16 protein-coding genes and 1 riboswitch are annotated in these 24,260 nt (G+C 60.5%); of the genes, 9 read left to right on the top strand and 7 right to left on the bottom strand.

Annotated features, from left to right (window positions below):
* Positions 1-130 precede the first annotated feature (130 nt).
* The 3 genes from malM to malK all read right to left on the bottom strand — a co-directional run bounded on the left by malM (position 131) and on the right by malK (position 3,608).
* On the bottom strand, positions 131-1,024 hold the full coding sequence (gene malM / locus CLM71_RS21675; RefSeq protein ID WP_105232841.1) for a maltose operon protein MalM: 894 nt from the start codon (positions 1,022-1,024) through the stop codon (positions 131-133).
* Between the two features lie 99 nt (positions 1,025-1,123).
* Positions 1,124-2,416 (bottom strand): maltoporin, encoded by a 1,293-nt coding sequence (locus tag CLM71_RS21680; RefSeq protein WP_105232842.1) that lies wholly within the window; start codon positions 2,414-2,416, stop codon positions 1,124-1,126.
* A gap of 82 nt (positions 2,417-2,498) precedes the next feature.
* Positions 2,499-3,608, bottom strand: a complete 1,110-nt coding sequence (gene malK / locus CLM71_RS21685; RefSeq protein ID WP_105232843.1) for a maltose/maltodextrin ABC transporter ATP-binding protein MalK — start codon at positions 3,606-3,608, stop codon at positions 2,499-2,501.
* Between the two features lie 406 nt (positions 3,609-4,014).
* Here malK and malE point away from each other — a divergent pair, with 406 nt between their 5' ends.
* The 3 genes from malE (at position 4,015) to malG (ending at position 7,758) form a co-directional block, all read left to right on the top strand.
* Positions 4,015-5,211 (top strand): maltose/maltodextrin ABC transporter substrate-binding protein MalE, encoded by a 1,197-nt coding sequence (malE, locus tag CLM71_RS21690; RefSeq protein ID WP_105232844.1) that lies wholly within the window; start codon positions 4,015-4,017, stop codon positions 5,209-5,211.
* A 64-nt stretch (positions 5,212-5,275) separates the two neighbouring features.
* Positions 5,276-6,856 (top strand): maltose ABC transporter permease MalF, encoded by a 1,581-nt coding sequence (malF, locus tag CLM71_RS21695; RefSeq protein ID WP_105232845.1) that lies wholly within the window; start codon positions 5,276-5,278, stop codon positions 6,854-6,856.
* A gap of 11 nt (positions 6,857-6,867) precedes the next feature.
* A complete protein-coding gene (gene malG / locus CLM71_RS21700; protein ID WP_105232846.1) occupies positions 6,868-7,758 on the top strand; it encodes a maltose ABC transporter permease MalG in 891 nt (296 codons plus the stop codon).
* A 75-nt stretch (positions 7,759-7,833) separates the two neighbouring features.
* On the opposite strand, the gene psiE is transcribed toward malG, so the two are convergent.
* Positions 7,834-8,241 carry a phosphate-starvation-inducible protein PsiE gene (gene psiE, locus CLM71_RS21705; protein ID WP_105232847.1) on the bottom strand — a complete coding sequence of 136 codons (408 nt, stop codon included), beginning with the start codon at positions 8,239-8,241 and terminating at the stop codon, positions 7,834-7,836.
* Between the two features lie 225 nt (positions 8,242-8,466).
* Between psiE and CLM71_RS21710 the strand changes: the two genes are divergently transcribed.
* Complete coding sequence (locus CLM71_RS21710) at positions 8,467-9,903, top strand: capsule assembly Wzi family protein (protein WP_105232848.1); 1,437 nt, start codon at positions 8,467-8,469, stop codon at positions 9,901-9,903.
* Between the two features lie 144 nt (positions 9,904-10,047).
* Positions 10,048-11,061 carry an alcohol dehydrogenase AdhP gene (adhP, locus tag CLM71_RS21715; protein WP_105232849.1) on the top strand — a complete coding sequence of 338 codons (1,014 nt, stop codon included), beginning with the start codon at positions 10,048-10,050 and terminating at the stop codon, positions 11,059-11,061.
* A gap of 73 nt (positions 11,062-11,134) precedes the next feature.
* Here the strand turns inward: adhP and pgi are convergent, their stop codons facing one another.
* Complete coding sequence (gene pgi / locus CLM71_RS21720; protein WP_105232850.1) at positions 11,135-12,781, bottom strand: glucose-6-phosphate isomerase; 1,647 nt, start codon at positions 12,779-12,781, stop codon at positions 11,135-11,137.
* 227 nt (positions 12,782-13,008) lie between these two features.
* Between pgi and CLM71_RS21725 the strand changes: the two genes are divergently transcribed.
* From CLM71_RS21725 to panS, 3 genes are all read left to right on the top strand, one after another.
* Positions 13,009-14,817, top strand: a complete 1,809-nt coding sequence (locus tag CLM71_RS21725; protein ID WP_105232851.1) for a sodium:proton antiporter — start codon at positions 13,009-13,011, stop codon at positions 14,815-14,817.
* Between the two features lie 51 nt (positions 14,818-14,868).
* Positions 14,869-15,064: riboswitch (Lysine riboswitch) on the top strand.
* Between the two features lie 108 nt (positions 15,065-15,172).
* Positions 15,173-16,540: a lysine-sensitive aspartokinase 3 gene (gene lysC, locus CLM71_RS21730; RefSeq protein WP_105232852.1), complete on the top strand. Its 1,368-nt coding sequence runs from the start codon at positions 15,173-15,175 to the stop codon at positions 16,538-16,540.
* 174 nt (positions 16,541-16,714) lie between these two features.
* Positions 16,715-17,638 carry a ketopantoate/pantoate/pantothenate transporter PanS gene (gene panS, locus CLM71_RS21740; RefSeq protein WP_105232853.1) on the top strand — a complete coding sequence of 308 codons (924 nt, stop codon included), beginning with the start codon at positions 16,715-16,717 and terminating at the stop codon, positions 17,636-17,638.
* A gap of 68 nt (positions 17,639-17,706) precedes the next feature.
* Here panS and CLM71_RS21745 read toward each other — a convergent pair whose 3' ends face one another.
* A complete protein-coding gene (locus tag CLM71_RS21745; RefSeq protein ID WP_105232854.1) occupies positions 17,707-19,356 on the bottom strand; it encodes a Na/Pi cotransporter family protein in 1,650 nt (549 codons plus the stop codon).
* 300 nt (positions 19,357-19,656) lie between these two features.
* Here CLM71_RS21745 and CLM71_RS21750 point away from each other — a divergent pair, with 300 nt between their 5' ends.
* A complete protein-coding gene (locus CLM71_RS21750; protein WP_105232855.1) occupies positions 19,657-20,403 on the top strand; it encodes an SDR family oxidoreductase in 747 nt (248 codons plus the stop codon).
* Between the two features lie 10 nt (positions 20,404-20,413).
* Here CLM71_RS21750 and metH read toward each other — a convergent pair whose 3' ends face one another.
* Positions 20,414-24,094, bottom strand: coding sequence for a methionine synthase (gene metH, locus CLM71_RS21755; RefSeq protein WP_105232856.1), 3,681 nt, complete (start codon positions 24,092-24,094; stop codon positions 20,414-20,416).
* Between the last annotated feature and the right edge of the window lie 166 nt (positions 24,095-24,260).

A 24,260-nucleotide genomic window follows, 5' to 3' on the forward strand; every position in this document is an offset into this window, starting at 1 on the left:
TGTAACGCAGAAAATTAAAAGCGGCAGAATGATTCGTGGTATCCCGCCGGCAGGAAAAAGCACGGCCGCCAAACGAAAAAAGGTGCGCCATAGCGCACCAATCATCGAGCCAGCATCGGCAGCGTGGGGATTACCCCTTGCCTTTCACACTGCTGATAAAGGTGTTACGCGCAGTGGTGGAACCCAATTTTTCCGCTTCATTCATCAGCTTCAGCGCTTTGTCGATATCTCCCGCCTTCACCGCCTGTCTGATGCCGTTATTGAAGTAACTTTCGGTGTCATTCAGCATCGGTTCCGCCGGTGCGGACGCCGTTGCCCTGGCCGGCTGCGCCGTGGCACCGACCGTGACCGGCGGCGTGCTCGACGCCGCAGGCAGCATGCCGATCATGATATTGCCGCTGCCCTGCTCGGCGCTGACCTTCAGCTTCAGCAGACCGCCGCCGGCGTGGCGGGCAATGGGATCGGGAATATCCGGCACCGCGTTGCCGACGCCGCGCGCATAGGCTTTCGCCGGATTGGTCAGCCGTGTGGTTTTAGCCAGATCCTGCCGCGTGGTGTACACCAGCAGGTAAATCTGCTTTTGCCCCAGCGCCGGCGTCAGCTTCATGGTGCCCTCCAGCCGGTCTGCCGACATCACGCCCGGCGGCTGGTACGGAAAATAGCTGCTGGGATAGTAGGCCGCCGGGCGCCGCTGCTCATCCAGCACCAGTACGCTCGGCGCATACAGCGCATTATCCCTGGCGATGCTGCTCAGGGTGATCTCCAGTGAGCCACGGTCGGCCGGCAGCGTATACGCCGCTACCGCGCCCTGAATATCGCCCTGACGGATCTGCGGGCTGGCGTCGTTCAGCGTCACGTCCTGTTTCACCGGCGGCACCAGCGGCTGCCAGGGCAGGTTTTGCAGCGCGGCGGCGCTGATGGCCGGCGCAACGGCGACATCGGCTGGCGTCGCGGCATTGGCGGCCGGCGACAGACTGACGGCCAGCGCTGCGGACAGATAAAACGACAACAGAGTTTTGTTCATTGTTATATCCCCATACCTTCCGGCGGTCGGCAGGCAAGCGCCGCGCCGCCGGTAATCAGAGAGGGGAAGAGGCACCGGCCCCTTCCCTGCGTGCGGTCGTTACCACCAGATTTCCATCTGCGCGCCGAAGGTGACTTCATCATCGTCGCCACGGCTGAAGGTGTGCGCGCTGCTGTCGCGATAGGCAGTACCGGAAGCGTAGGCCGAGCCGGAATCGTCGGTGGCGTAGCCCCATTTTTCATCCCACTTGGCGTAGGTGGCGAACAGACGGATCGCCGGACGCGACCAGATGCTGTCGCCTGCCTGCCACTGCTGCGCCAGGGTGATTTTGTACTGGCTGTTGCGGTCACCGGTGCGCTGGGATTTCACGTTGTCGTAGCCCGCTTCCAGCAGGGTGCTCATAATCGGCGTCCATTTGTACATCGGGCGTACACCCACGGTGTACCAGGTGCTGCCGTTGTCATTATCGCGGTCGACATCCTGATACATCGCCACATACATCAGTGCCCACTTGTCATTAAAGTCGATGGCGCCGTGATCCAGCACGCGGAACATATTGCCGTTATTGTTGACCGAGGAGCCTTCGTTGCGGCCGTTGTTCTGCGAGCTCATGGCGTCCGACGCGTACTGCATGACGAACTTGTTGTAGCCGTTCAGGATGCTCTGGGTATGCTCGGCGGTAAACATCCAGCCGTCCTTCGACGCGCCGTCCGCCAGGTGGTAACCGTCCTGCACGTTGGCGCGGCCGTAGTCCACCCCTAACTCCAGCGTACCGCCGGGGTTGGTTTCCAGCCCGGCCAGCCGCACGTCAAACACATCGTTGACCGTCGGACGCTCGTCCCACTCGTTGTACAGATAGCCGTAAGAGCCGCCAGATTCGCCGTTGCGGGTCACCGCCATCGACAGTTTGCCAAAGCCCAGATCGACATTTTCCAGACCGGCGCCCGGGCCGGAGATATCCCAGTAGTAGAAGTCGATCATATGAACATCGTGACGCTGATAGAAACGCTTACCGGCCCACAGGGTGGAGCCAGGCAGCCATTCGATCAGGTTTTTACCCTGCACGTTCACTTCACGAAAGCCCGGCGTGGTGTCTTCCCAGTCGCTGCGCTGCGATACCGAGTAGGCCAGATTGGTGTCGAAGTAGAAGCTTTTATCACCGTCTTTCCACACTTCCTGGCCCAGCTTCAGCTCGGCGTAGGTTTCACACTCGTTGCCGAGACGGTATTTACTGCCGGCGCCGGTGGCCTGGAAGCATTGCTGCTCCCCGCCGCTGCCGCTCCAGCCGATGCCGGAACGGGCATAGCCTTTAAAATCGACCGCCATTGCCTGCGTGGTCAGCACGCCGGCGGCGACTGCCAACGCCAGAGGAAGTTTGCGCAGAGTTGTCATCATTATTCTCCTGTTATACAGACCGTTCCCCACGGCGCGCCCGCAGCGACCACGCGCGGGACAGGCCGGGGTGCGTGGCGCTTTAAACGCCCGGCTCGCGATAGTGGCGCTGGCAGGCGGTTCCGTCTTCACGGAACAGGTGGCAGCGCTGTAACGGCAAGCCGATGGCGAATGTGGCGCCTTCTTCTACCAGCACCACGTCGTTCTGGCGGTAAACCAGGTTCTGACGAATTGCCGGGATTTGGATATGAATCTGCGTTTCGTGGCCAAGCTGCTCCACCACCTGTACCTCGCCGCTGAGCTGCACATCGCTCTCGCCGCTCGGCAGCAGGTGTTCCGGGCGAATGCCGAGCGACATATTGGCGCCGGCCTCCACCCGCTCGCCGTCCACCGGCAGCCAGACCCACTGCCGGTTGGGCAGTTCAACCTGCACCTGCTGCGGCTCTACCGCCGTTACCTTCACCGGCAGAAAATTCATCTTCGGCGAACCGATAAAACCGGCGACGAAGCGGTTGGCCGGGTAGTGATATAGCTCCAGCGGCCTGCCGACCTGCGCCACGCGCCCGGCATCCAGCACCACGATTTTGTCCGCCAGCGTCATCGCCTCGACCTGATCGTGGGTGACGTAAATCATGGTGCGCCGCAGGCGCTTGTGCAGACGGGAGATCTCAATGCGCATCTGCACCCGCAGCGCGGCGTCGAGGTTGGACAGCGGCTCATCAAGCAGGAATACCTCCGGCTCCGCCACCAGCGTGCGGCCAATCGCCACCCGCTGACGCTGCCCCCCGGACAGCGCCTTCGGCCGCCGGTCCAGCAGATGCGCCAGCTGCAGCACTTCTGATACCTGGTTTACTCGCTGGCCAATCTGCGCTTTGCTGGCGCCGGCCAGCTTCAGGCCGAACGACATGTTGTCGGCCACCGACAGGTGCGGATACAGCGCGTAAGACTGAAACACCATGCCGATGCCGCGCTCCGACGGCGGCACCTCGTTCATCAGCCGCTCGCCGATCAGCAGATCGCCGGAGGTAATGTCCTCCAGCCCGGCAATCATGCGCAGCAGCGTCGATTTGCCGCAGCCCGACGGCCCGACAAACACCACAAATTCGCCGTCGTCGATGGTCAGGTTGACGTCCCTGGAAATCACGGCCTCGCCAAAGGCCTTATAAACGCTGCGCAGTGTGACGCTAGCCATGCGTAACTCCCCTGCTTTCGCAGTTACAGTGCCGGGTGAAAGGGACGAAGCGCGCTCCGTCCAACCCCGCGCTCTGCGGGATGCTCCCGGGTAATCAAAGTCATGGGCCGATGGTGGGCGAATCGCCGCCGCGGGTAATCATCCGCAGCCGGATTTTTCATGGGGGAGGAGACGGGAGGATGAGGAAAGCAGCGCGGGGAGGAGCGGCGACGCACGTCAGACAAATCTGTGATCCGTTTGGCAAAAATGGCCGGCATTTTTTGTGCCGAAGGCCACAGAATGGAACGGAGTGTTAACTGGATCACATAACTCAGCGATGGGGCGTAGAGCACAGGAGGATGAGCGGCACGCCGGTTGTGGCCCACTATTTGCCAACTTACCGCAGTGCCCACAGAAGGATTGGACTATGACTCGTACTATGACTACCGCCGCCCGCACGCTGGTGCTGTCGGCGCTGACGACGTTGGCGCTTTCATCCTCGGCCTTTGCCAAAATCGAAGAAGGCAAGCTGGTCATCTGGATCAACGGCGATAAAGGCTATAACGGCCTGGCCGAGGTCGGCAAAAAATTTGAGCAGGACACCGGCATCAAGGTGACCGTCGAGCACCCCGATAAACTGGAAGAGAAATATCCGCAGGTAGCCGCAACCGGCGACGGCCCGGACATTATCTTCTGGGCGCACGACCGCTTCGGCGGCTACGCGCAGTCCGGCCTGCTGGCGGAGATCCACCCGTCCAAAGCGCTGCAGGACAAGATTTTCCCGTTCACCTGGGATGCGGTGCGCTACGACGGCAAACTGATCGGCTACCCGATTGCCGTAGAGGCGCTGTCGCTGATTTATAACAAGGATCTGATCAAACAGCCGCCGAAAACCTGGGAAGAGATCCCGGCGCTGGATAAGCAGCTGCGCGCCAAAGGCAAAAGCGCCATCATGTGGAACCTGCAGGAGCCCTACTTCACCTGGCCAATCATCGCCGCCGACGGCGGCTACGCCTTTAAGCAGGCCAACGGCAGCTACGACGTGAAAGACGTCGGCGTCGATAACGCCGGTTCACGCGCCGGCCTGCAGTTTATCGTCGATCTGGTGAAAAATAAGCATATCAACGCCGACACCGATTATTCGATCGCCGAAGCCGCCTTTAACAAAGGGCAGACCGCGATGACCATCAACGGGCCATGGGCCTGGGGCAATATCGACCAGAGCAAAATCAACTACGGCGTCGCAGTGCTGCCAACCTTCAAAGGCAAGCCGTCGAAAGCGTTCGTCGGCGTACTGACCGCCGGTATTAACGCCGCCAGCCCGAATAAAGAACTGGCGACCGAGTTCCTGGAAAACTACCTGCTGACCGACCAAGGGCTGGCGGATGTCAACAAAGACAAGCCGCTGGGCGCGGTAGCGCTGAAGTCCTTCCAGCAGCAGCTGGCGCAGGATGAAAAGATCGCTGCCACTATGCAGAACTCGCAACACGGCGAAATCATGCCGAATATTCCGCAGATGAGCGCGTTCTGGTATGCGATGCGCAGCGCCGTACTCAACACCATCAGCGGCCGCCAGACGGTGGACGCCGCGCTGAAAGACGCCCAGACCCGCATCAATAAATAAGCCCGGCCCTCCCCCTTCCCGCACGGGAGGGGGGAGCGGGTTACGTAGACAGAGGGAACACCCTATGCAATTCGCCCACGCCGGCTTGCCGACGCGCCAAAAATCGAAGTGGTGGCAGCATGACGGACTGAAATGGCTGACGATTGGCCTGTTCAGTCTGGTTACCTGTTATCTGATTGTGTTGATGTATGCACGGGGGGAATATCTTTTCGCCATCATGACGCTGATCCTGGTCAGCGCCGGCCTGTATATTTTCGCCAACCGCCGCGCTTATGCCTGGCGCTACGTCTACCCCGGCGTGGCCGGCATGGGGCTGTTCGTCCTGTTCCCGCTGATTTGCACCATCGCCATCGCCTTTACCAACTACAGCAGCAGCAACCAGCTCACCTTCGAGCGTGCGCAGTCGGTGCTGATGCAGCGTCAGTTGCAAACCGGCAAGACCTTTACCTTCGGCCTCTACCCGACGGCCGATCGGCAGTGGCAGCTGCTGCTGACGCACCCCGACAGCGGTGAATCGCTGCTTTCCACACCGTTCAGCCTGAATAACGCCAATGCGCCGCAGCAGGTGACGCTGACCGTCTCCGACGCCGCGCCCGCCGGCGAACGCGCCACCTTGCGCGTGATTACCCAGCACCGTCAGGCGTTGGGTCAGCTGTCTGCCCAACTGCCGGACGGCGGCGTGCTGCGGATGAGCTCGCTGCGCCAGTTCTCCGGCACCGGCCCGCTGTACACGCTGGCCGACGACGGCAAAACGCTGACCAATAACCAGACTCAGGTGCAGTACCGGCCAAACGACGACACCGGCTTCTACCAGGCGGTGAATGCCGACGGGCAGTGGGGACAGGAAACCCTCAGCCCTGGCTATACCGTCGTCAGCGGCTGGAAGAACTTCCTGCGGGTGGCGCAGGATGAGGGCATCAAGCAGCCGTTTATTTCGATCTTTATCTGGACGCTGGTGTTTTCACTGCTGTCGGTGGTGCTGACCGTCGCGGTAGGCATGGTGCTGGCCTGCGTGGTGCAGTGGGAAGCGCTGAAGGGCAAAGCCGCCTACCGCGTGCTGCTGATCCTGCCCTACGCCGTGCCGTCGTTTATTTCCATCCTGATCTTCAAAGGGCTGTTCAACCAAAGCTTCGGCGAAATCAATATGATGCTCAGCGCGCTGTTCGGCATTAAGCCGGCATGGTTCAGCGAGCCGCTGACCGCCAAGAGCATGATCCTGATCGTCAATACCTGGCTGGGCTACCCCTACATGATGATCCTGTGCATGGGCCTGCTCAAAGCGATCCCGGAGGATCTGTATGAAGCCTCGGCCCTCGACGGCGCCGGGCCCCTGCAGAACTTCTTCCGCATCACTTTCCCGCTGCTGATCAAGCCGCTGACGCCGCTGATGATCGCCAGTTTTGCCTTTAACTTTAATAACTTCGTGCTGATCCAACTGCTGACCAACGGCGGTCCGGACATGATCGGCACCACCACGCCGGCCGGCTATACCGATCTGCTGGTCAGCTACACCTACCGCATCGCCTTTGAGGGCGGCGGCGGACAGGACTTCGGGCTGGCGGCCGCCATCGCCACGCTGATTTTCCTGCTGGTCGGCGCGCTGGCGATTCTGAATCTGAAAGCCAGCAAAATGAACTTTGATTAGGGAGAACACCCATGGCTATGGTCCAACCAAAATCCCAGCGCCTGCGTCTGTGGCTGACCCATCTGGCAATGCTGAGCTTTATCGCCCTGATCATGTTTCCGCTGCTGATGGTGGTGGCGATTTCGCTGCGCGCCGGCAACTTCGCCACCGGCAGTCTGATCCCGGATCAGGTCTCCTTCGACCACTGGCGGCTGGCGCTGGGCCTGAGCGTTACCCACGCCGACGGCAGCGTAACGCCGCCGCCCTTCCCGGTGCTGCTGTGGCTGTGGAATTCGGTGAAAGTAGCGGCGATCACCGCCATCGGCATCGTCACGCTGTCGACCACCTGCGCCTATGCCTTTGCGCGCCTGCGCTTTCGCGGTAAAAGCACCCTGCTGAAAAGCATGCTGATTTTTCAGATGTTCCCGGCGGTGCTGTCACTGGTCGCCCTGTACGCGCTGTTTGATCGTCTGGGCCAATACCTGCCGTTTATCGGCCTCAATACCCACGGCGGGGTGATTTTCGCCTATATGGGCGGCATTGCCCTGCACGTCTGGACCATCAAGGGCTACTTCGAAACCATCGACAATTCGCTGGAGGAAGCGGCGGCGCTGGACGGCGCCACGCCGTGGCAGGCCTTCCGCCTGGTGCTGCTGCCGCTGTCGGTGCCGATCCTGGCGGTGGTGTTTATTCTGTCGTTTATCGCCGCCATCACCGAGGTGCCGGTCGCCTCACTGTTGTTACGCGACGTGAACAGTTACACGCTGGCGGTGGGGATGCAGCAATACCTGAATCCGCAGAACTATCTGTGGGGAGACTTCGCCGCCGCAGCGGTGCTGTCGGCCATTCCGATCACCGCCGTCTTCCTGCTGGCGCAGCGCTGGCTGGTGGGCGGCCTGACCGCCGGCGGGGTTAAAGGGTAATGTAAGAAAATCACGAGGGGTTTCACACTGTGCCTGTGTCTTTGGCGTCCCGGGCGGGACGCCTTTTTTAGGCCGCTATTCGCGCTTGAGCCGATCGGTATTGGCCAGATACAGCGTCGCCACCAGCAGCATGATCGCCCCGGCGTAAATCAGCGTATCAAAGGGATTCTTATGATCGACGATGATCAGCCGGATAATCGCGGTAATGCCGATATAGATAAAGTAGCGCAGCGGAAAGTGGTAACCCGACTCAAAGTACTTAACAATCAAAGCAATAAACTCAAAGTACAGGAAGTAGATCACGATGCCTTCAATCAGCAGATACGATGAAGACTCCTCGTTATTGATAAATAACACCTTCGCCAGATGGATGGTTTCCTTCACCAGGAATACCACCAGGATCGCCGCCAGCAGCAGCAGCCCGACGTTCAGTACCCGCTGTAAGCCTTTAGCAATTGCTATCGACCGCGACGTCTTTGCCATATTTCTCTCCAATCCGAACCTCAAAAGAATGAACCGCATCTAACTATAGGTATTATCTTAAAAATTACGTCAACGCTACCACACAATATAATCACCATAATAACAATAACTTATAGAAAGCATTCATCATTGGATATATTTGTAGCAAATTGAAATGTCATCTATTATGGGGCACAGAACTTTACATAAAATCTACAATTCCCTGACTCAGGAAAGGAAATTTTTATGCGCGCTAAACTCAATGGACTGGTCGCCGCAGGCTTGTTTACCTGTGCCTTGACCAGCCACGCCAGCGGTCTGGTCACTCCTGATAACGATCTGCGCAACGATCTGGCCTGGCTGTCCGATCGCGGCGTGATCAACGTCAGTCTGTCCACCTGGCCGCTCAGCCAGGAAGAGATTAACTCCGTACTGTCGCAGGCCAAACCGGTCACCAATACCGAAAAGAACGTGATTGACCGCGTTCAGCGCCGCGTTGGCGAACTGAAATCCAATATCCGCATCAGCGGCTATGCCTCCACCGATAAACCCGGCACCCCGCAAGGCTTCGGCCAAAATGAGTATGCTGACGATCGTCTGACCGTCGGCGTCGGCGGCAGCGGCGAATACTGGGATGTGCGCCTGCAAGGTTCAGTGGAAGGCGACCAGCGCGTCAGCGACGGTTCCAAGTTTAATATGCAAGGTTCCTACGGCGCGCTAAAAGTCTGGAACCAGTGGATCTCCTTCGGTGAAGTCTCTCAGTGGTGGGGCCCGGGCTATGATGGCAGCCTGATCCGCTCTGACGCCGCGCGTCCGGTTACCGGCTTTATGATGCAGCGCGCCGACCAGTCGCCGTTTGAAACCCCATGGCTCTCCTGGATCGGCCGCTGGCAGTACCAGATTACCGCCGGCCAGCTCTCCCAATATACCTCCATACCGCACACCAAGCTGATTGGCGGCCGTTTCACCATGATGCCGACCGACTTTGTCGAACTGGGCGCATCCCGCATCATGCAATGGGGCGGGCAAGGTCGTCCGGAATCCTGGAGCTCGTTCTGGGACGGCTTTACCGGCAAAGATAATGATGATTCCGCCAGCGGCAACGATCCGGGCAACCAGCTGGCTGGCTTTGACTTCAAACTGAAGATGCAGCCGCTAATCGGCTTGCCGGTCAGCCTGTACGGTCAGTTGATCGGTGAGGATGAAGCCGGCCTGCTGCCATCGCAGAATACCTACCTGCTGGGTCTGGAAGGCCACCCGGAATGGGGTCCGAACACCATCAACTGGTATATCGAAGGCGCCGATACACGTGCCAACATGAAACGTAAAAGCTATGTGTATAGCCACTATACTTACCGTGGCGGCTATTACCAGCAAGGTTACCCGCTGGGCCACGCGATGGGCGGCGACGGCCAGATGCTGTCCGGTCGGGTTGAACTGGTGCTGGACGACGGTCAGCGTTGGAGCACCCGCGTGGTATATGCCAAAGTTAACCCGCAGAATCAGTCAATTAACCAGGCCTTCCCGCGCTCGGATACGCTGAAAGGCATTCAGTTGGGTTGGGGCTACGACTTCGATTCGCAGGTGAAATTCGATACCAGCCTGTGGTACACCGATAACAACAACAGCACCGCAGACGACGTTGGCGCCGGCATCAGCCTGGAAGTGCCAATCAATCTGTAATCGCGGATCCTATCCTCGTTACCATGCCGGCCGGTGCCTCACCGACCGGCATTTTTCTTTGCCCCGCTTTCTTTTGCCCAGCCCCCCATCGCCACGCCGATTCTGCGCTATCTTTTAAGTTTGCGATCGTTCAGGAGACTCATAATGAAAGCTGCAGTTGTTAATCAGGATCACTCGGTCGGCATCGTGGATAAACAGCTGCGCCCGCTGGAACACGGCGAAGCGCTGCTCAGTATGGAGTGCTGCGGCGTCTGCCATACCGATCTGCACGTCAAAAACGGTGATTTCGGTGATAAGACAGGCGTCATCCTCGGCCATGAAGGCATCGGCGTGGTGAAGGCGATCGGCCCCGGCGTCAGCTCGCTGAAAGTTGGCGACCGCGCCAGCGTCGCTTGGTTCTACCAGGGCTGCGGACACTGCGAATACTGTAACAGCGGCAACGAAACCCTGTGCCGCGAGGTGAAGAACGCTGGCTACAGCGTGGACGGCGGGATGGCGGAAGAGTGCATCGTGGTGGCCGACTACGCGGTAAAAGTGCCGGACGGGCTGGATTCGGCGGCCGCCAGCAGCATCACCTGCGCCGGCGTCACCACCTACAAGGCGGTGAAAATATCGGGCATTGCCCCCGGCCAGTGGATTGCCATTTACGGCCTGGGCGGCCTCGGCAACCTGGCGCTGCAGTATGCGAAAAACGTCTTTAACGCCAAGGTGATCGCCATCGACGTCAATGACGCACAGCTGAAATTCGCCAGCGAAATGGGCGCCGATTTGGTGATTAACTCCCGTACGGAAGACGCGGCACAGATCATCCAGGATAAAGTCCAGGGCGCGCACGCCGCGGTAGTGACTGCGGTAGCCAAGGCGGCATTCAACTCGGCGGTGGACGCCATGCGTGCCGGCGGCCGCATCGTTGCCGTCGGCCTGCCGCCGGAGTCGATGAGCCTGAATATCCCGCGGCTGGTGCTGGACGGCATTCAGGTGGTCGGTTCGCTGGTCGGCACCCGTGAAGATTTAAAAGAGGCGTTTCAGTTCGCCGCCGAAGGCAAGGTGGTGCCCACCGTTACCAAACGTCCGGTGGAGGATATCAACGCCATTTTCCAGGAAATGGAACAGGGCAAGATCAAAGGCCGCATGGTGATTGACTTCCTGTCCCGCTGAATTCCGGCAGCCAACCGGCAATAAAAAACCCGCCGCGGCGGGTTTTTTGTTATTCACGGACGCGGTTCAAGCCTTAGCGCCACGCTTTAAAGCGGTTGATCAGGCCGTTGGTGGAGCTGTCGTGGCTGCCGATCTGCTCACCGCCCGCCAGTTCCGGCAGGATGCGGTTAGCCAGCTGTTTGCCCAGCTCCACGCCCCACTGGTCGAAGGTGAAGATATTCAGGATCGCGCCCTGGGTGAAGATCTTGTGCTCATACAGCGCAATCAGGCTGCCCAGGCTGAACGGCGTGATCTCACGCAGCAGGATGGAGTTGGTCGGACGGTTGCCCTCGAACACTTTGAACGGCGCCACATGCTGCACCTCTTCCGGCTTTTTGCCCTGCGCGGCAAATTCCGCCTCAACGGTCTCCAGCGATTTGCCGAACGCCAGCGCTTCGGTCTGGGCGAAGAAGTTGGACAGCAGCTTGGCGTGATGGTCGCTCAGCGGGTTATGGCTGACCGCCGGCGCGATAAAGTCGCAAGGAACCAGTTTGGTGCCCTGGTGAATCAGCTGGTAGAACGCATGCTGACCGTTGGTGCCCGGCTCGCCCCAGATGATTGGGCCGGTCTGGTAGTCCACCGGGTTGCCGTTGCGATCGACATACTTGCCGTTGGATTCCATATTGCCCTGCTGGAAGTACGCGGCAAAACGGTGCATATACTGGTCATACGGCAGAATGGCTTCGGTTTCAGCGCCGAAGAAGTTGTTGTACCAGATGCCGATCAGCGCCAGCAGTACCGGCAGGTTCTGCTCCGCCGGCGTCTGCGCGAAGTGTTTATCCATCGCATGCGCGCCGCTCAGCAGCTGTTCGAAGTTGTCAAAGCCGATGGACAGCGCAATCGACAGGCCGATGGCGGACCACAGGGAATAACGGCCGCCGACCCAGTCCCAGAATTCGAACATGTTGTCGGTATCGATGCCGAACTCGCCGACCGCTTTGGCGTTGGTCGACAGCGCGGCGAAGTGTTTGGCCACGTGCTGCCGATCGCCCGCCGTCTGCAGGAACCAATCGCGCGCGCTGTGGGCGTTGGTCATGGTTTCCTGAGTGGTGAAGGTTTTGGAGGCCACCAGGAACAGGGTCGTTTCCGGGTTCAGCGGCTTCAGCGTTTCGGCGATATGGGTGCCGTCAACGTTGGAGACAAAGTGCATGTTCAGGTGGTTTTTATACGGGCGCAGCGCCTCGGTCACCATGTAAGGGCCCAGGTCGGAGCCGCCGATACCGATGTTGACCACGTCGGTGATCGCTTTACCGGTATAGCCGGTCCACGCGCCGCCGATCACCCGTTCGCAGAACTGCTTCATCTTCGCCAGCACCGCGTTCACTTCCGGCATCACGTCTTTGCCGTCAACGATAATCGGCGTGTTGCTGCGGTTGCGCAGCGCCACGTGCAGCACCGCGCGGTCTTCGGTGCGGTTGATTTTTTCGCCGGAGAACATGGCTTTGATCGCGCCCTGCAAATCCGTCTCTTGCGCCAGCGCCTGCAGCTTGGTCAGCGTCTCCGCGGTAATGCGGTTTTTGGAGTAATCCACCAGCATCTGGTCGTCGAAGGTGGCGGAGAACTTGGAGAAACGCTCGCTATCCTGGGCAAACAGATCGCCGATCTGTACGTCTTTCATTTGTTCAAAATGTTGCTGCAGGGCTTGCCAAGCAGCGGTTTGACTAGGATTGATATTTTTCATAGCAACGCTCTTATGCTTGAGAATGAATATGACGTGATTGTCCGATTGTAGCCTGTTAGAGCGTGATTATGATCTCTTTTCTTGCGATAGGCGCTAACTGTCAATGCGTAGCCGCATCGTTTCAGCTTTTTCCCTATAATTGAGCTAACGGCCTGTTATCAGGCCGATCTGGTTGTCATCAAATTGTGTCATTGTTGACCATATCGTTGTTGAAAGGGATCGCTCTCATGGAACTCTCCGCCCCGTTGATGTTGGTGGTTATCGGCTTAAGCTCGCTGCTGGCGCAGTGGCTCGCCTGGTTATTACGCCTGCCGGCAATACTGCCGCTGTTGCTGTTCGGCATTATTTTAGGCCCGGTGGTGCATCTGGTGCAGCCGGACGGGCTATTCGGCGATCTGCTGTTTCCGCTGGTGTCGCTGTCGGTGGCGATCATCCTGTTTGAAGGCGCGCTGACGCTGCGGGTGGAGGAGATCCGCGGGCTGGGCGGCGTGGTGCGCAATCTGGTCACCGTCGGCATGCTGGCGACCTTTATGACCATCGGCGTCGCCTGCTGGTGGCTGCTGGACTTTCCGCCGGAACTGGCAGCGCTGATCGGCGCGGTGACGGTGGTTACCGGCCCGACGGTGATCGCCCCGCTGATGCGCGTGGTGCGGCCGAACGCCAGGATTAACCAGGTGCTGCGCTGGGAAGGGATTGTGATCGATCCGGTCGGCGCCATCTTCACCCTGCTGGTGTTTGAATTTATCGTGCTGCAGCAGAACGCCGAATCCTATACCCATCTGTTCTGGACGCTCGGCGTCACCGCCGCCGTCGGGCTGATTGCCGGCGCGCTGTTCGGCTACCTGCTGGGCATTGCGCTGCGCCGCGTCTGGCTGCCGCGCTATCTGCAGAACCTGGCGGTGCTGGCGATTATGCTCACCGCCTTTGGCCTGTCCAACGCGCTGGCTGACGAATCCGGCCTGCTGACCGTGACGGTGATGGGCATTTGGCTGGCCAATATGCGCGACGTGGACACCAGCGATATTCTGGCCTTTAAGGAAGAGCTGTCGGCGATTCTGATTTCGGCGCTGTTTATTATTCTGGCCGCCCGGCTGGATATCAACGCGCTGTGGCAGATGGGCTGGCCGCTGTTGGTTTTGCTGCTGGTGGTGCAGTTTATCGCCCGCCCGCTGTGCATTGCGCTGTCAACCTGGCGCTCCAGCCTGCACTGGCGCGACCGCCTGCTGCTGTGCTGGATCGCGCCGCGCGGCATCGTGGCGGCGGCGGTCAGTTCGCTGTTTGCCCTGACCCTGCAGCGCAACGGTTATGCAGGCGCAGACCGGCTGGTGACGGTGGTGTTCGCCATTATTATCGGCACCGTGGTGCTGCAAAGCCTGACCAGCGGCATTATCGCCCGCTGGCTACGGGTACAGCAGCAGAAACCGCGCGGCGTGCTGATCGTCGGCGCCAACGGCGTGGCGCGCACGCTGGCGCAGGCGCTGATGAAAATGAACGTGCCGGTGATGGTCACCGACAGTAGCTGGGAGTATTACCGCCAGGCGCGGATGGAGGGCATTCCCGCCTATTACGGCCATGCCTACTCGGAACACGCCGACAACACCCTCGATCTGAGCGACACCGCCCAGGTGCTGGCGTTGTCGCCCAACCGCCACCAAAACGCGCTGGCGGTGTACCACTTCGGCCATATTTTCGGCGACGATCACGTGTTCGCCATCCGCTCCGGCGCGCCGCTGAAGGGACGCGCCAACAGCACGGAAAGTTCCCGCTTCCGCCGCCATGAGATCCTGTTCAATCACGAGGCGACCTACGCCCGCCTGAGCAGCCTGATCGCCAAAGGCGCCGTCATCAAGGTGACCCGCCTCAACGACAACTTTGGCTGGCCGGAATATCTGGAGAAAAACCGCGGCGTCATCCCGCTTTTTTATCAGCGAGAAGACGGCAGTTTGCAACCGATCGGCGCGGGTTCAACGCCAACTATGCCCTGCACGCTGATTGCGCTGGTGCAAGATGAAAAACCCTCAACGCCCGGCCGTTGACAGCAGCGGTTAAACCGGCTATTCCTATCAGCCTACTTGCGCACCCGTGCGCAAGCCAGAAGAGGCGCGTCGCCCAGGTACAGTGTCGGAGGAGCCGTTATCCCATGACGGCACTGGAGGGGGAGCGACGCCGAGGTACGCCGCCCATTCGGCTAAGCGGCGTGTCGGCTACAGGGGCTGAATCCCCTGGGTTGTCACCAGGACTGTCCATGGCGGACGGTCGGCAAGGTGGGGCGCTTCTGGGTGTATCGTAGCAACCCCTACGTCTGCTCCCTGTTTACCGCTCTCCCCCGTGCCAAGGCTTATTAGCGATAGAGTCGTCAGATACGATATCCCTGACACGAGGTTTTTTTACATGAATCAAGCAGCACCCCAATCTTCCCCCGTGGTGGCCAAGTTCGGCGGCACCAGCGTCGCCGATTTTGAGGCCATGAACCGCAGCGCCGACGTGGTTCTGGGTAATCCTGACGTACGACTGGTGGTGCTTTCCGCCTCCGCGGGCGTCACCAATCTGCTGGTGGCGCTGGCCGCCGGCAGCGAAAGCGAGCAGCGCAGCTATCAGCTCGACGAAATCCGCCGTATCCAATACGCCATTCTCGATCGCCTGGACAACCCCGCCGTCGTCCGCGAGGAGATCGACCGCATGCTGGAAAATATCGCCATGCTGTCGGACGCGGCCGCGCTGGCCACCTCCAGCGCACTGACCGATGAGCTGGTCAGCCACGGCGAGCTGATGTCCACCCTGCTGTTTGTAGAGATTCTGCGCCAGCGCCAGGCGCAGGCCGAATGGTTCGACGTGCGCAAGGTGATGCATACCGATGACCACTTCGGCCGGGCGACGCCGGACGGCGCGGTGCTGAAAGAGCTGGCGCAGACGCTGCTGCAGCCGCGCCTGCAAACGTCGCTGGTGGTCACCCAGGGCTTTATCGGCAGCGAAGCGAAAGGCCGCACCACCACGCTGGGCCGTGGCGGCAGCGACTATACCGCCGCGCTGCTGGGCGAAGCGCTGAACCTCAGCCGGGTGGATATCTGGACCGACGTACCCGGCATTTACACCACCGACCCACGCGTGGTGCCGGCCGCCAAACGTATCGATAAAATCGCCTTTGAAGAGGCGGCGGAGATGGCCACCTTCGGCGCCAAAGTGCTGCATCCGGCCACCCTGCTGCCGGCGGTGCGCAGCGATATTCCGGTATTTGTCGGCTCCAGCAAGGATCCGGCCGCCGGCGGCACGCTGGTGTGCAACACCACCGAAAACCCGCCGCTGTTCCGCGCGCTGGCGCTGCGCCGCAAACAAACGCTGCTGACGCTGCACAGCCTGAATATGCTGCACGCCCGCGGCTTCCTGGCGGAAGTGTTCAGCATTCTGGCACGCCACAATATCTCGGTGGATCTGATCACCACCTCTGAAGTCAGCATCGCGCTGACCATGGACACCACCGGCTCCACCTCCAGCGGCAGCAGCCTGCTGACCACCGCGCTGCTGACCGAACTCTCCTCGCTGTGCCGGGTGGAAGTGGAAGAAGACCTGGCGCTGATCGCGCTGATCGGCAATAAGCTGTCGCGCGCCTGCGGCGTCGGCAAAGAGGTGTTCGGCGTGATGGATCCGTTCAATATCCGCATGATTTGCTACGGCGCCAGCAACTACAACCTGTGCTTCCTGGTGCCGGGCAGCGATGCCGAGCAGGTGGTACGCACCCTGCACCATAATCTGTTCGAATAAGCCATACTGACAGGCGGTGGGCACGGCAGGCTGCGCCCACCGCCTGATAACCCTGCCTGCCGCATTCTGACTAAAAAAAACACAACACAACACAACACAACACAACACAACACAACACAACACAACACAACACAACAACCATCCGCGTTATTTGGCCCAAGGAAAACCCGAATCATGTTGGCAACCTTCACCCGATTATTCCCGCTGTGGGCGGTGCTGCTCTCCGTCGCCGCCTACTACACGCCCGCCACCTTTACCGGCATCAGTCCTTACGTCAGCCCGCTGCTGATGCTGATTATGTTCGCCATGGGCGTCACGCTGCGGCTGGACGATTTTAAACGCGTGCTGGCGCGCCCCGGCCCGGTGGCGGCCGGCATCTTTCTGCACTATCTGATTATGCCGCTGGCGGCCTGGCTGTTGGCGATGCTGTTTCATATGCCGCCGGACCTGTCCGCCGGGATGGTGCTGGTCGGCAGCGTCGCCAGCGGCACCGCCTCCAACGTGATGATCTATCTGGCCAAGGGGGACGTGGCGCTGTCGGTAACCATCTCCGCCGTTTCCACCCTGGTTGGCGTGTTCGCCACGCCGCTGCTGACGCGCCTGTACGTCGACGCCGACATCAGCGTCGATATCGTCGGCATGCTGCTGAGCATTCTGCAGATCGTGGTGATCCCGATCGGCCTCGGCCTGATTGTCCATCATCTGTTCGGCAAAGCGGTCAAACGGCTTGAGCCGCTGCTGCCGCCGCTGTCGATGGTGTGTATTCTGGCGATCATCAGCGCCGTGGTGGCCGGCAGCCAAAGCCATATCGCCTCCGTCGGTCTGGTGGTGATTATCGCGGTGATTCTGCATAACGCCATCGGCCTGCTAAGCGGCTACTGGGGCGGCAAGCTGTTCGGCTTTGACGAGTCCACCTGCCGCACGCTGGCGATTGAGGTCGGCATGCAGAACTCAGGGCTGGCGGCGACGCTGGGCAAAATCTACTTTACGCCGCTGGCCGCCCTGCCGGGCGCGCTGTTCTCGGTATGGCACAACCTCTCCGGCTCGCTGCTGGCGGGTTATTGGTCCGGGCGGCCGATTAAGCCGGCGAAAAAATAATGCCGGCGCAAACGCCGGCATCACGTTGATAACAAGCAGGGGCGCCAGTGCGCCCCGTTTTTTTGCCGCTACAGCGTTCTCGGCGTATCTTCCCAGTCGCGCTCATCATCACGCTCATCCTGATCCAGCACGTTGTACGCCACCGCGCAGAACAGCGAGTTCAGACGCTTCATATCCCCCAGCAACCCCAGATGCAGCGAACTGGTCTCGATACTCTGCACGTTCTGCTGGTGCAGACGATCAACGTGCGCGTGAGCATAACGCCGGTCCAGAATGCGGAAGCGGTGTTTGGAACGGCGCAGGCGTTTGGCGCTGGTGAGATCCGCCGACAGGAACACCGACAGGCTCAGGCGCAGGTTGGCCACCAGCCGCTCATGCAGCGCGTCCAGCTCCGCCAGCCCCTCCGGCGAGAACCCACGCCGCGCCGCGTGGGACTTGGCCGCGACATCGCCCGTCATCCGTTCGATGATGTCCCCGGCCTGCTCCAGGTTCAGCGCCATCTCGATAATCTCCGCCCAGCGGCGCGAGTCTTCCTCGCCCAGATCCTCTTTCTGAATTTGCGCCAGGTAGAGTTTTATCGCGGTGTACAGCACGTCGACATCGTCATCCAGCCGGCGCACCTCTTTGTCCTGCCCCAGTTTGCCATGCAGCACTTCGTGCTGCAGGATCAGCATATGCTCCACCACGTCGCCCATGCGCAGCGTTTCGCGCGCCGCATTGGCCAGCGCCAGCGACGGCGTATCCAGCGCGCTGCTGTCGAGGTGGCGCGGACGCAGGCGCGGGTCTTCTTCCGGCGCATCGGCGATCAACATGCGGCACAGTCGCGCCATCGGGTCGGCCAGCGGAATAAACAGCAGGCAGCGGATCAGGTTGTAGAACACGTGGAAATAGATCACCAGCTCTTCGCCCTGCACCGGCAGCCTGGCCATCCAGTCCGCGAGATAGGAGACAAACGGCAGCAACAGCGCGCTGCCCAGCAGCTTGAACAGCAGACTGCCCAGCGCCACGCGCCGTCCGGCCGCGTTCTGCCCGCTGCTGTTGATGCTCGCCAGCAGGCCGCTGCCGAGGTTGGCGCCGATCACCAGACACAGCGCCACCTTCAGCGAAATCACGCCGGAGGCGGTCAGCGTCGCGGTCAGCAGCACCGCCGCCAGGCTCGAATAGCTGATGATGGCAAACAGCGCGCCGGTCAGCGCGTCCAGCATCACATCGCCGGTCAGGGAGGAAAACAGCACTTTGACGCCGGCCGCCTGGGTGATCGGCGTCGCCGCCGCCACAATCAGCTCCAGCGCCAGCACGATCAGGCCAAGGCCGATAAATACCCGCCCCACCTGCCCCACGCGCGTCTGTTTGCGGCTGAGGAATAAAATGACGCCGACGAAAATCAGCAGCGGCGACAGCCAGGAGAGATCGAAGGTCAGCACCCGCGCCATCAGTGCGGTGCCGACGTCGGCGCCCAGCATGATCACCAGCGCAGGCGCCAGCCCCACCAGCCCCTGGGCGACAAAGGAAGTGACCAGCAGCGCGGTGGCGTTGCTGCTCTGCACCAGCGCGGTGACGCCGATGCCGGAAGCGAACGCCAGCGGTTTTTTCTCCACGCTGTCGCTCAAGATGCGGCGCAGATTGGCGCCGTAAACCCGCATAATTCCGGTGCGCACGATGTGGGTGCCCCACACCAGCAGCGCCACGGCGGAAAGCAGGTGAAGAAGGGTCAACACGGAAGGAACGCTCCCTTAACGTCCGGCAAGCTGGGCCATCCTGCCTGCCGGGCGTGAAAAAGGCAGGACAGCAAAACGGCGACGGGCCACATCCGCCAGGCGCTCAGCGCCGGCTTCCCTGGCCCGGAAAAAATGCTGCAACTTACCGTAATGTAACAGATTCGACGTGCAGATCAATTAACCGCCCTTCAACGGCAGGCGGCACGATTGCGCTGGCGCAGCCGGCGGCAAGCCCTTACTATCGGGCAGGATAAAGACGCGCTCATGAAGAGCAACGGCTACGAAAAACAAGGATGAAAGATGAGCAGACTGGAGAATAAAACCGCGCTGATCACCGGCGGCGCATCGGGCATCGGCCTGGCTATCGCCCAACGCTTTCTGGAAGAGCAGGCGCAGGTGATCATCACCGATATCGCCCCGCGTCGCGGGCAGCAGGCGCTGACGCAGCTTGCCGCCTACGGCGGGAAAATCCGCTATCTGCCCCACGACGTCACCAGCGAGAAGGAGTGGCAGACGGTATTCGAACAGCTGCGCCACTGGGCGCCGCGCCTGGATATTCTGGTCAATAACGCCGGCATCAGCCTGTACAAAAATATCGAGCAGACCTCCTACCGGGAGTGGAAAAAGATGCTGGCGGTCAATCTGGACGGCGTGTTCCTCGGCACCCGACAGGGCATTATGGCGATGAAGGTGCACGGCGGCAGCATTATCAATATCAGCTCGATTGAGGGACTGGTGGGCGACCCGAACCTGCCGGCCTACAACGCCGCCAAAGGCGGCGTGCGCCTGCTGACCAAGTCCGCTGCGCTGCATGCCGCCCGCAGCCGCTACGGCATCCGCATTAACAGCATTCACCCCGGTTATATTCATACGCCGATGATTGGCAATGACCCGGAAATGCTGCGGCAGTTAACGGCGCTGCACCCGATCGGCCATCTGGGCGAGGCGCGGGATATCGCCAACGCGGCGTTGTTTCTGGCCAGCGACGAATCGGCATTCGCCACCGGCACAGAACTGGTGATTGACGGCGGCTACACCGCGCAATAGCCCGGCACGCTTAGTCAGCGTCGTACCCCAGGTTCGGCGCCAGCCAGCGCTCTACCTCGCTGATGCTCATGCCTTTACGCGCCGCGTAGTCTTCCACCTGATCGCGCTGGATTTGCGCCACCGCGAAATACTTGCTCTGCGGATGGCTGAAGTACCAGCCGGAGACCGATGCCCCCGGCCACATGGCGAACGATTCGGTCAGTTGCATGCCGGTATGGCGCTCCACGTCCAGCAACTGCCAGATCTGCGCTTTCTCGGTATGTTCCGGGCAGGCCGGGTAGCCCGGCGCCGGGCGAATCCCCTGATAGTTCTCGCGAATCAGCTCTTCGTTGCTCAGGCTTTCATCCGCAGCGTAGCCCCAGTGCAGCTTGCGCACCTGTTCGTGCAGGTATTCGGCGAACGCCTCCGCCAGGCGGTCCGACAGCGCCTTCACCATGATTTTATTGTAATCATCGTGCTGTGCGTCGTAGGCCGCCGCCAGCGCGTCCTCCTCCAGCCCGCCGGTGACGGCAAACGCGCCGAAGTAGTCCGCCTTGCCGCTGCTTTTCGGCGCGATAAAGTCCGCCAGGCAATAGTTGGCAAAGTCGCTTTTCTCGGTCTGCTGACGCAGATGACGGCTGACCGCCAGCAGCGTATCACGCTGCTCGTCGCGGTAGATTTCGATGTCGTCACCGACGCGGTTGGCCGGGAACAGGCCGTACACACCGCGCGGATTGAGACTGCCGGAAGCCGCCAGCACGTCGAGCATCTGGTTGGCGTCATGGAACAGTCGTTTGGCCTCGTCCCCCACCACCTCATCTTGCAGAATGCGCGGGTATTTGCCCGCCAGCGACCAGGTCATAAAGAACGGCGTCCAGTCGATATAAGGGCGTAGGGTGGCGATATCCGCCTGCACCGGGAAAACGCCCAGTTGCTGCGGCACCGGCGGCGTGTAGCTTTCCCACTCCAGCCGGGTAGCGTTGTCGCGTGCCTGCTGCAGGCTGACCGGCGGCGTGCGCGGTTTTTTACGCGCGTGCTGAATACGCACGGTTTCATACTCTTTGCGCGTGCGGGCGACGAATTCGTCGCGCTGCGTCGCCGACAGCAGCGCCGCCACCACCCCGACGGTACGCGAGGCGTTCTGCACATAGGTGGTCGGCCCGCTGTAGTTCTGCTCAATCTTCACCGCGGTATGCGCTTTGGAGGTGGTGGCGCCGCCGATCAGCAGCGGCAGGGTAAAGCCCTGGCGCTCCATCTCTTTAGCCACGTTGACCATCTCATCCAGCGACGGGGTGATCAGGCCGGAGAGACCAATAATATCGACGTTCTCTTCGCGCGCGGTTTTCAGGATCTTGTCGGTCGGCACCATCACGCCGAGGTCGATAATCTCGTAGTTGTTGCACTGCAGCACCACGCCGACGATATTTTTGCCGATGTCATGCACATCGCCCTTCACCGTCGCCAGCAGCACTTTGCCCGCAGTGGTGCCCTGCTGCTTGCTGGCCTGAATATAAGGTTCAAGATAGGCGACCGCCTGTTTCATCACGCGCGCCGACTTCACCACCTGCGGCAGGAACATTTTGCCCTCGCCAAACAGATCGCCCACCACGTTCATACCGGCCATCAGCGGCCCTTCAATCACTTCGATTGGCCGCTCCGCCTGTTGGCGCGCCTCTTCGGTATCCTGCTCGATAAATTCGGTAATGCCCTTCACCAGCGCATATTCCAGCCGCTTCACCACCGGCCAACCGCGCCACTCCGCCTGCTGAATATCGGCCTCTTTATCTTTGCTGCCGCGGTATTTTTCCGCCAGCGCCAGCAGCCGCTCGGTGCCGTCGTCGCGCCGGTTGAGGATCACATCCTCAACCGCCTCGCGCAGTTCGTCGGAGAGATCGTCATAAATCGCCAGCTGTCCGGCGTTGACGATGCCCATATCCATGCCGTTGCGGATCGCATGGTAGAGAAACACCGCGTGGATCGCTTCGCGCACCGGATCGTTGCCGCGGAAGGAGAATGAAACGTTGGAAACGCCACCGGAGATCATCGCGTGCGGCAGATGGGTTTTGATGTCGCCGCAGGCTTCGATAAAGTCGACGGCATAGTTGTTATGCTCGTCGATGCCGGTCGCCACAGCGAAGATATTCGGGTCGAAAATGATGTCTTCCGGCGGGAAACCGACCTTTTCGGTCAGGATCTGGTAGGCACGGCGGCAGATGTCAAATTTGCGCTCGCGGGTGTCCGCCTGGCCGACTTCGTCGAATGCCATCACCACCACCGCCGCGCCGTAACGGCGCACCAGTTTGGCGTGGTGAATAAAGGCCTCTTCCCCTTCTTTCATCGAGATTGAGTTAACGATGCCCTTGCCCTGGATACACTGCAGCCCTTTCTCGATCACCTCCCATTTCGAGGAGTCGATCATGATCGGCACGCGGGCGATATCCGGTTCGCCGGCGATCAGGTTAAGGAAGCGCACCATCGCCGCTTCCGCGTCGAGCATCCCCTCATCCATATTGATATCGATAATCTGCGCGCCGCTTTCCACCTGCTGCAGCGCCACCTCCAGCGCCTCGGCGTATTTATCCTCTTTGATCAGCCGCTTGAAACGGGCCGAACCGGTGACGTTGGTGCGCTCGCCCACGTTGACGAACAGCGTGTCGGCGTCGATATTCAGCGGCTCCAGACCAGACAGGCGGCAGGCCACCGGCAGCTGCGGCAGCTGACGCGGCGGCACGCCCTCAACCGCTTTGGCCATCGCGGCAATATGTTCCGGCGTGGTGCCGCAGCAGCCGCCGATAATGTTCAGAAAACCAGACTGCGCCCACTCGCCCACCTGGCTCGCCATCTCTTGCGCATCGAGATCGTATTCGCCGAAGGCGTTGGGCAGGCCGGCGTTCGGGTGTGCGGTGACGTAGCCTTCACAGATGCGCGACAGCTCCGCCACATACTGGCGCAGCTCATCCGGCCCCAGCGCGCAGTTAAGGCCGAAGGTCAGCGGCCTGACGTGGCGCAGCGAGTTGTAAAACGCTTCGGTGGTCTGCCCGGACAGGGTGCGGCCAGAGGCATCGGTAATGGTGCCGGAGATCATGATCGGCAGCGTGACGCCCAGCGCCTCAAACTCGCTTTCCACCGCAAACGCGGCGGCTTTGGCGTTCAGCGTATCGAAGATAGTTTCGATCATAATCAGATCGACGCCTCCCTCCACCAGCGCGCGGGTCGATTCGCGGTACGCTTCCACCAGCTGGTTGAAGGAGATATTGCGGAACGCCGGGTCGTTAACATCCGGCGAAATCGAGGCGGTGCGGTTGGTCGGGCCGAGTACGCCGGCCACGTAGCGCGGCTTGTCCGGCGTGCGCGCCGTCCATTCATCGGCGCAGCGGCGCGCCAGACGGGCGGCCTCACGGTTGATCTCGGCCGACAGCGATTCCATATGGTAGTCGGCCATCGCGATGGGGGTGGCGTTAAAGGTGTTGGTTTCGAGGATATCCGCGCCCGCTTCCAGGTAGCCGTGGTGGATCGCGCTGATAATTTCCGGCTGGGTCAGCACCAGCAGATCGTTATTGCCTTTCAGATCGCTCTGCCAGTCGGCAAAGCGCGCGCCGCGGTAATCCTGTTCTTCCAGCTTATAGCTCTGGATCATGGTGCCCATACCGCCGTCCAACACCAAAATACGCTGTTCAAGCTGCCGGCGCAGTTGTTCCACTCGATTCGTCACTGTAACCCCTTAATTCCCCGACCTTCTCCGGCGACAAACAGCAGCCTGCCAGCAGGTGTCGGGCAGATATTGCCATCACCCAATCGCTCGAAAATCGATTCATCCTAGCACAGTAAACCACCGCAGAGCGCCGGGCGCTGGTTGAGAGTTTTTCAGGTTGCGCGCT

This window comes from Serratia sp. MYb239 (assembly GCF_002966855.1).
In the GTDB taxonomy this organism is placed as follows: Bacteria; Pseudomonadota; Gammaproteobacteria; order Enterobacterales; family Enterobacteriaceae; genus Serratia_B; species Serratia_B rhizosphaerae.

Coding starts and splice junctions, on each gene's coding strand:
- malM (WP_105232841.1), bottom strand. CDS start 1,024: ATGAACAAAACTCTGTTGTCGTTTTATCTGTCCGCAGCGCTGGCCGTC.
- CLM71_RS21680 (WP_105232842.1), bottom strand. CDS start 2,416: ATGACAACTCTGCGCAAACTTCCTCTGGCGTTGGCAGTCGCCGCCGGC.
- malK (WP_105232843.1), bottom strand. CDS start 3,608: ATGGCTAGCGTCACACTGCGCAGCGTTTATAAGGCCTTTGGCGAGGCC.
- malE (WP_105232844.1), top strand. CDS start 4,015: ATGACTCGTACTATGACTACCGCCGCCCGCACGCTGGTGCTGTCGGCG.
- malF (WP_105232845.1), top strand. CDS start 5,276: ATGCAATTCGCCCACGCCGGCTTGCCGACGCGCCAAAAATCGAAGTGG.
- malG (WP_105232846.1), top strand. CDS start 6,868: ATGGCTATGGTCCAACCAAAATCCCAGCGCCTGCGTCTGTGGCTGACC.
- psiE (WP_105232847.1), bottom strand. CDS start 8,241: ATGGCAAAGACGTCGCGGTCGATAGCAATTGCTAAAGGCTTACAGCGG.
- CLM71_RS21710 (WP_105232848.1), top strand. CDS start 8,467: ATGCGCGCTAAACTCAATGGACTGGTCGCCGCAGGCTTGTTTACCTGT.
- adhP (WP_105232849.1), top strand. CDS start 10,048: ATGAAAGCTGCAGTTGTTAATCAGGATCACTCGGTCGGCATCGTGGAT.
- pgi (WP_105232850.1), bottom strand. CDS start 12,781: ATGAAAAATATCAATCCTAGTCAAACCGCTGCTTGGCAAGCCCTGCAG.
- CLM71_RS21725 (WP_105232851.1), top strand. CDS start 13,009: ATGGAACTCTCCGCCCCGTTGATGTTGGTGGTTATCGGCTTAAGCTCG.
- lysC (WP_105232852.1), top strand. CDS start 15,173: ATGAATCAAGCAGCACCCCAATCTTCCCCCGTGGTGGCCAAGTTCGGC.
- panS (WP_105232853.1), top strand. CDS start 16,715: ATGTTGGCAACCTTCACCCGATTATTCCCGCTGTGGGCGGTGCTGCTC.
- CLM71_RS21750 (WP_105232855.1), top strand. CDS start 19,657: ATGAGCAGACTGGAGAATAAAACCGCGCTGATCACCGGCGGCGCATCG.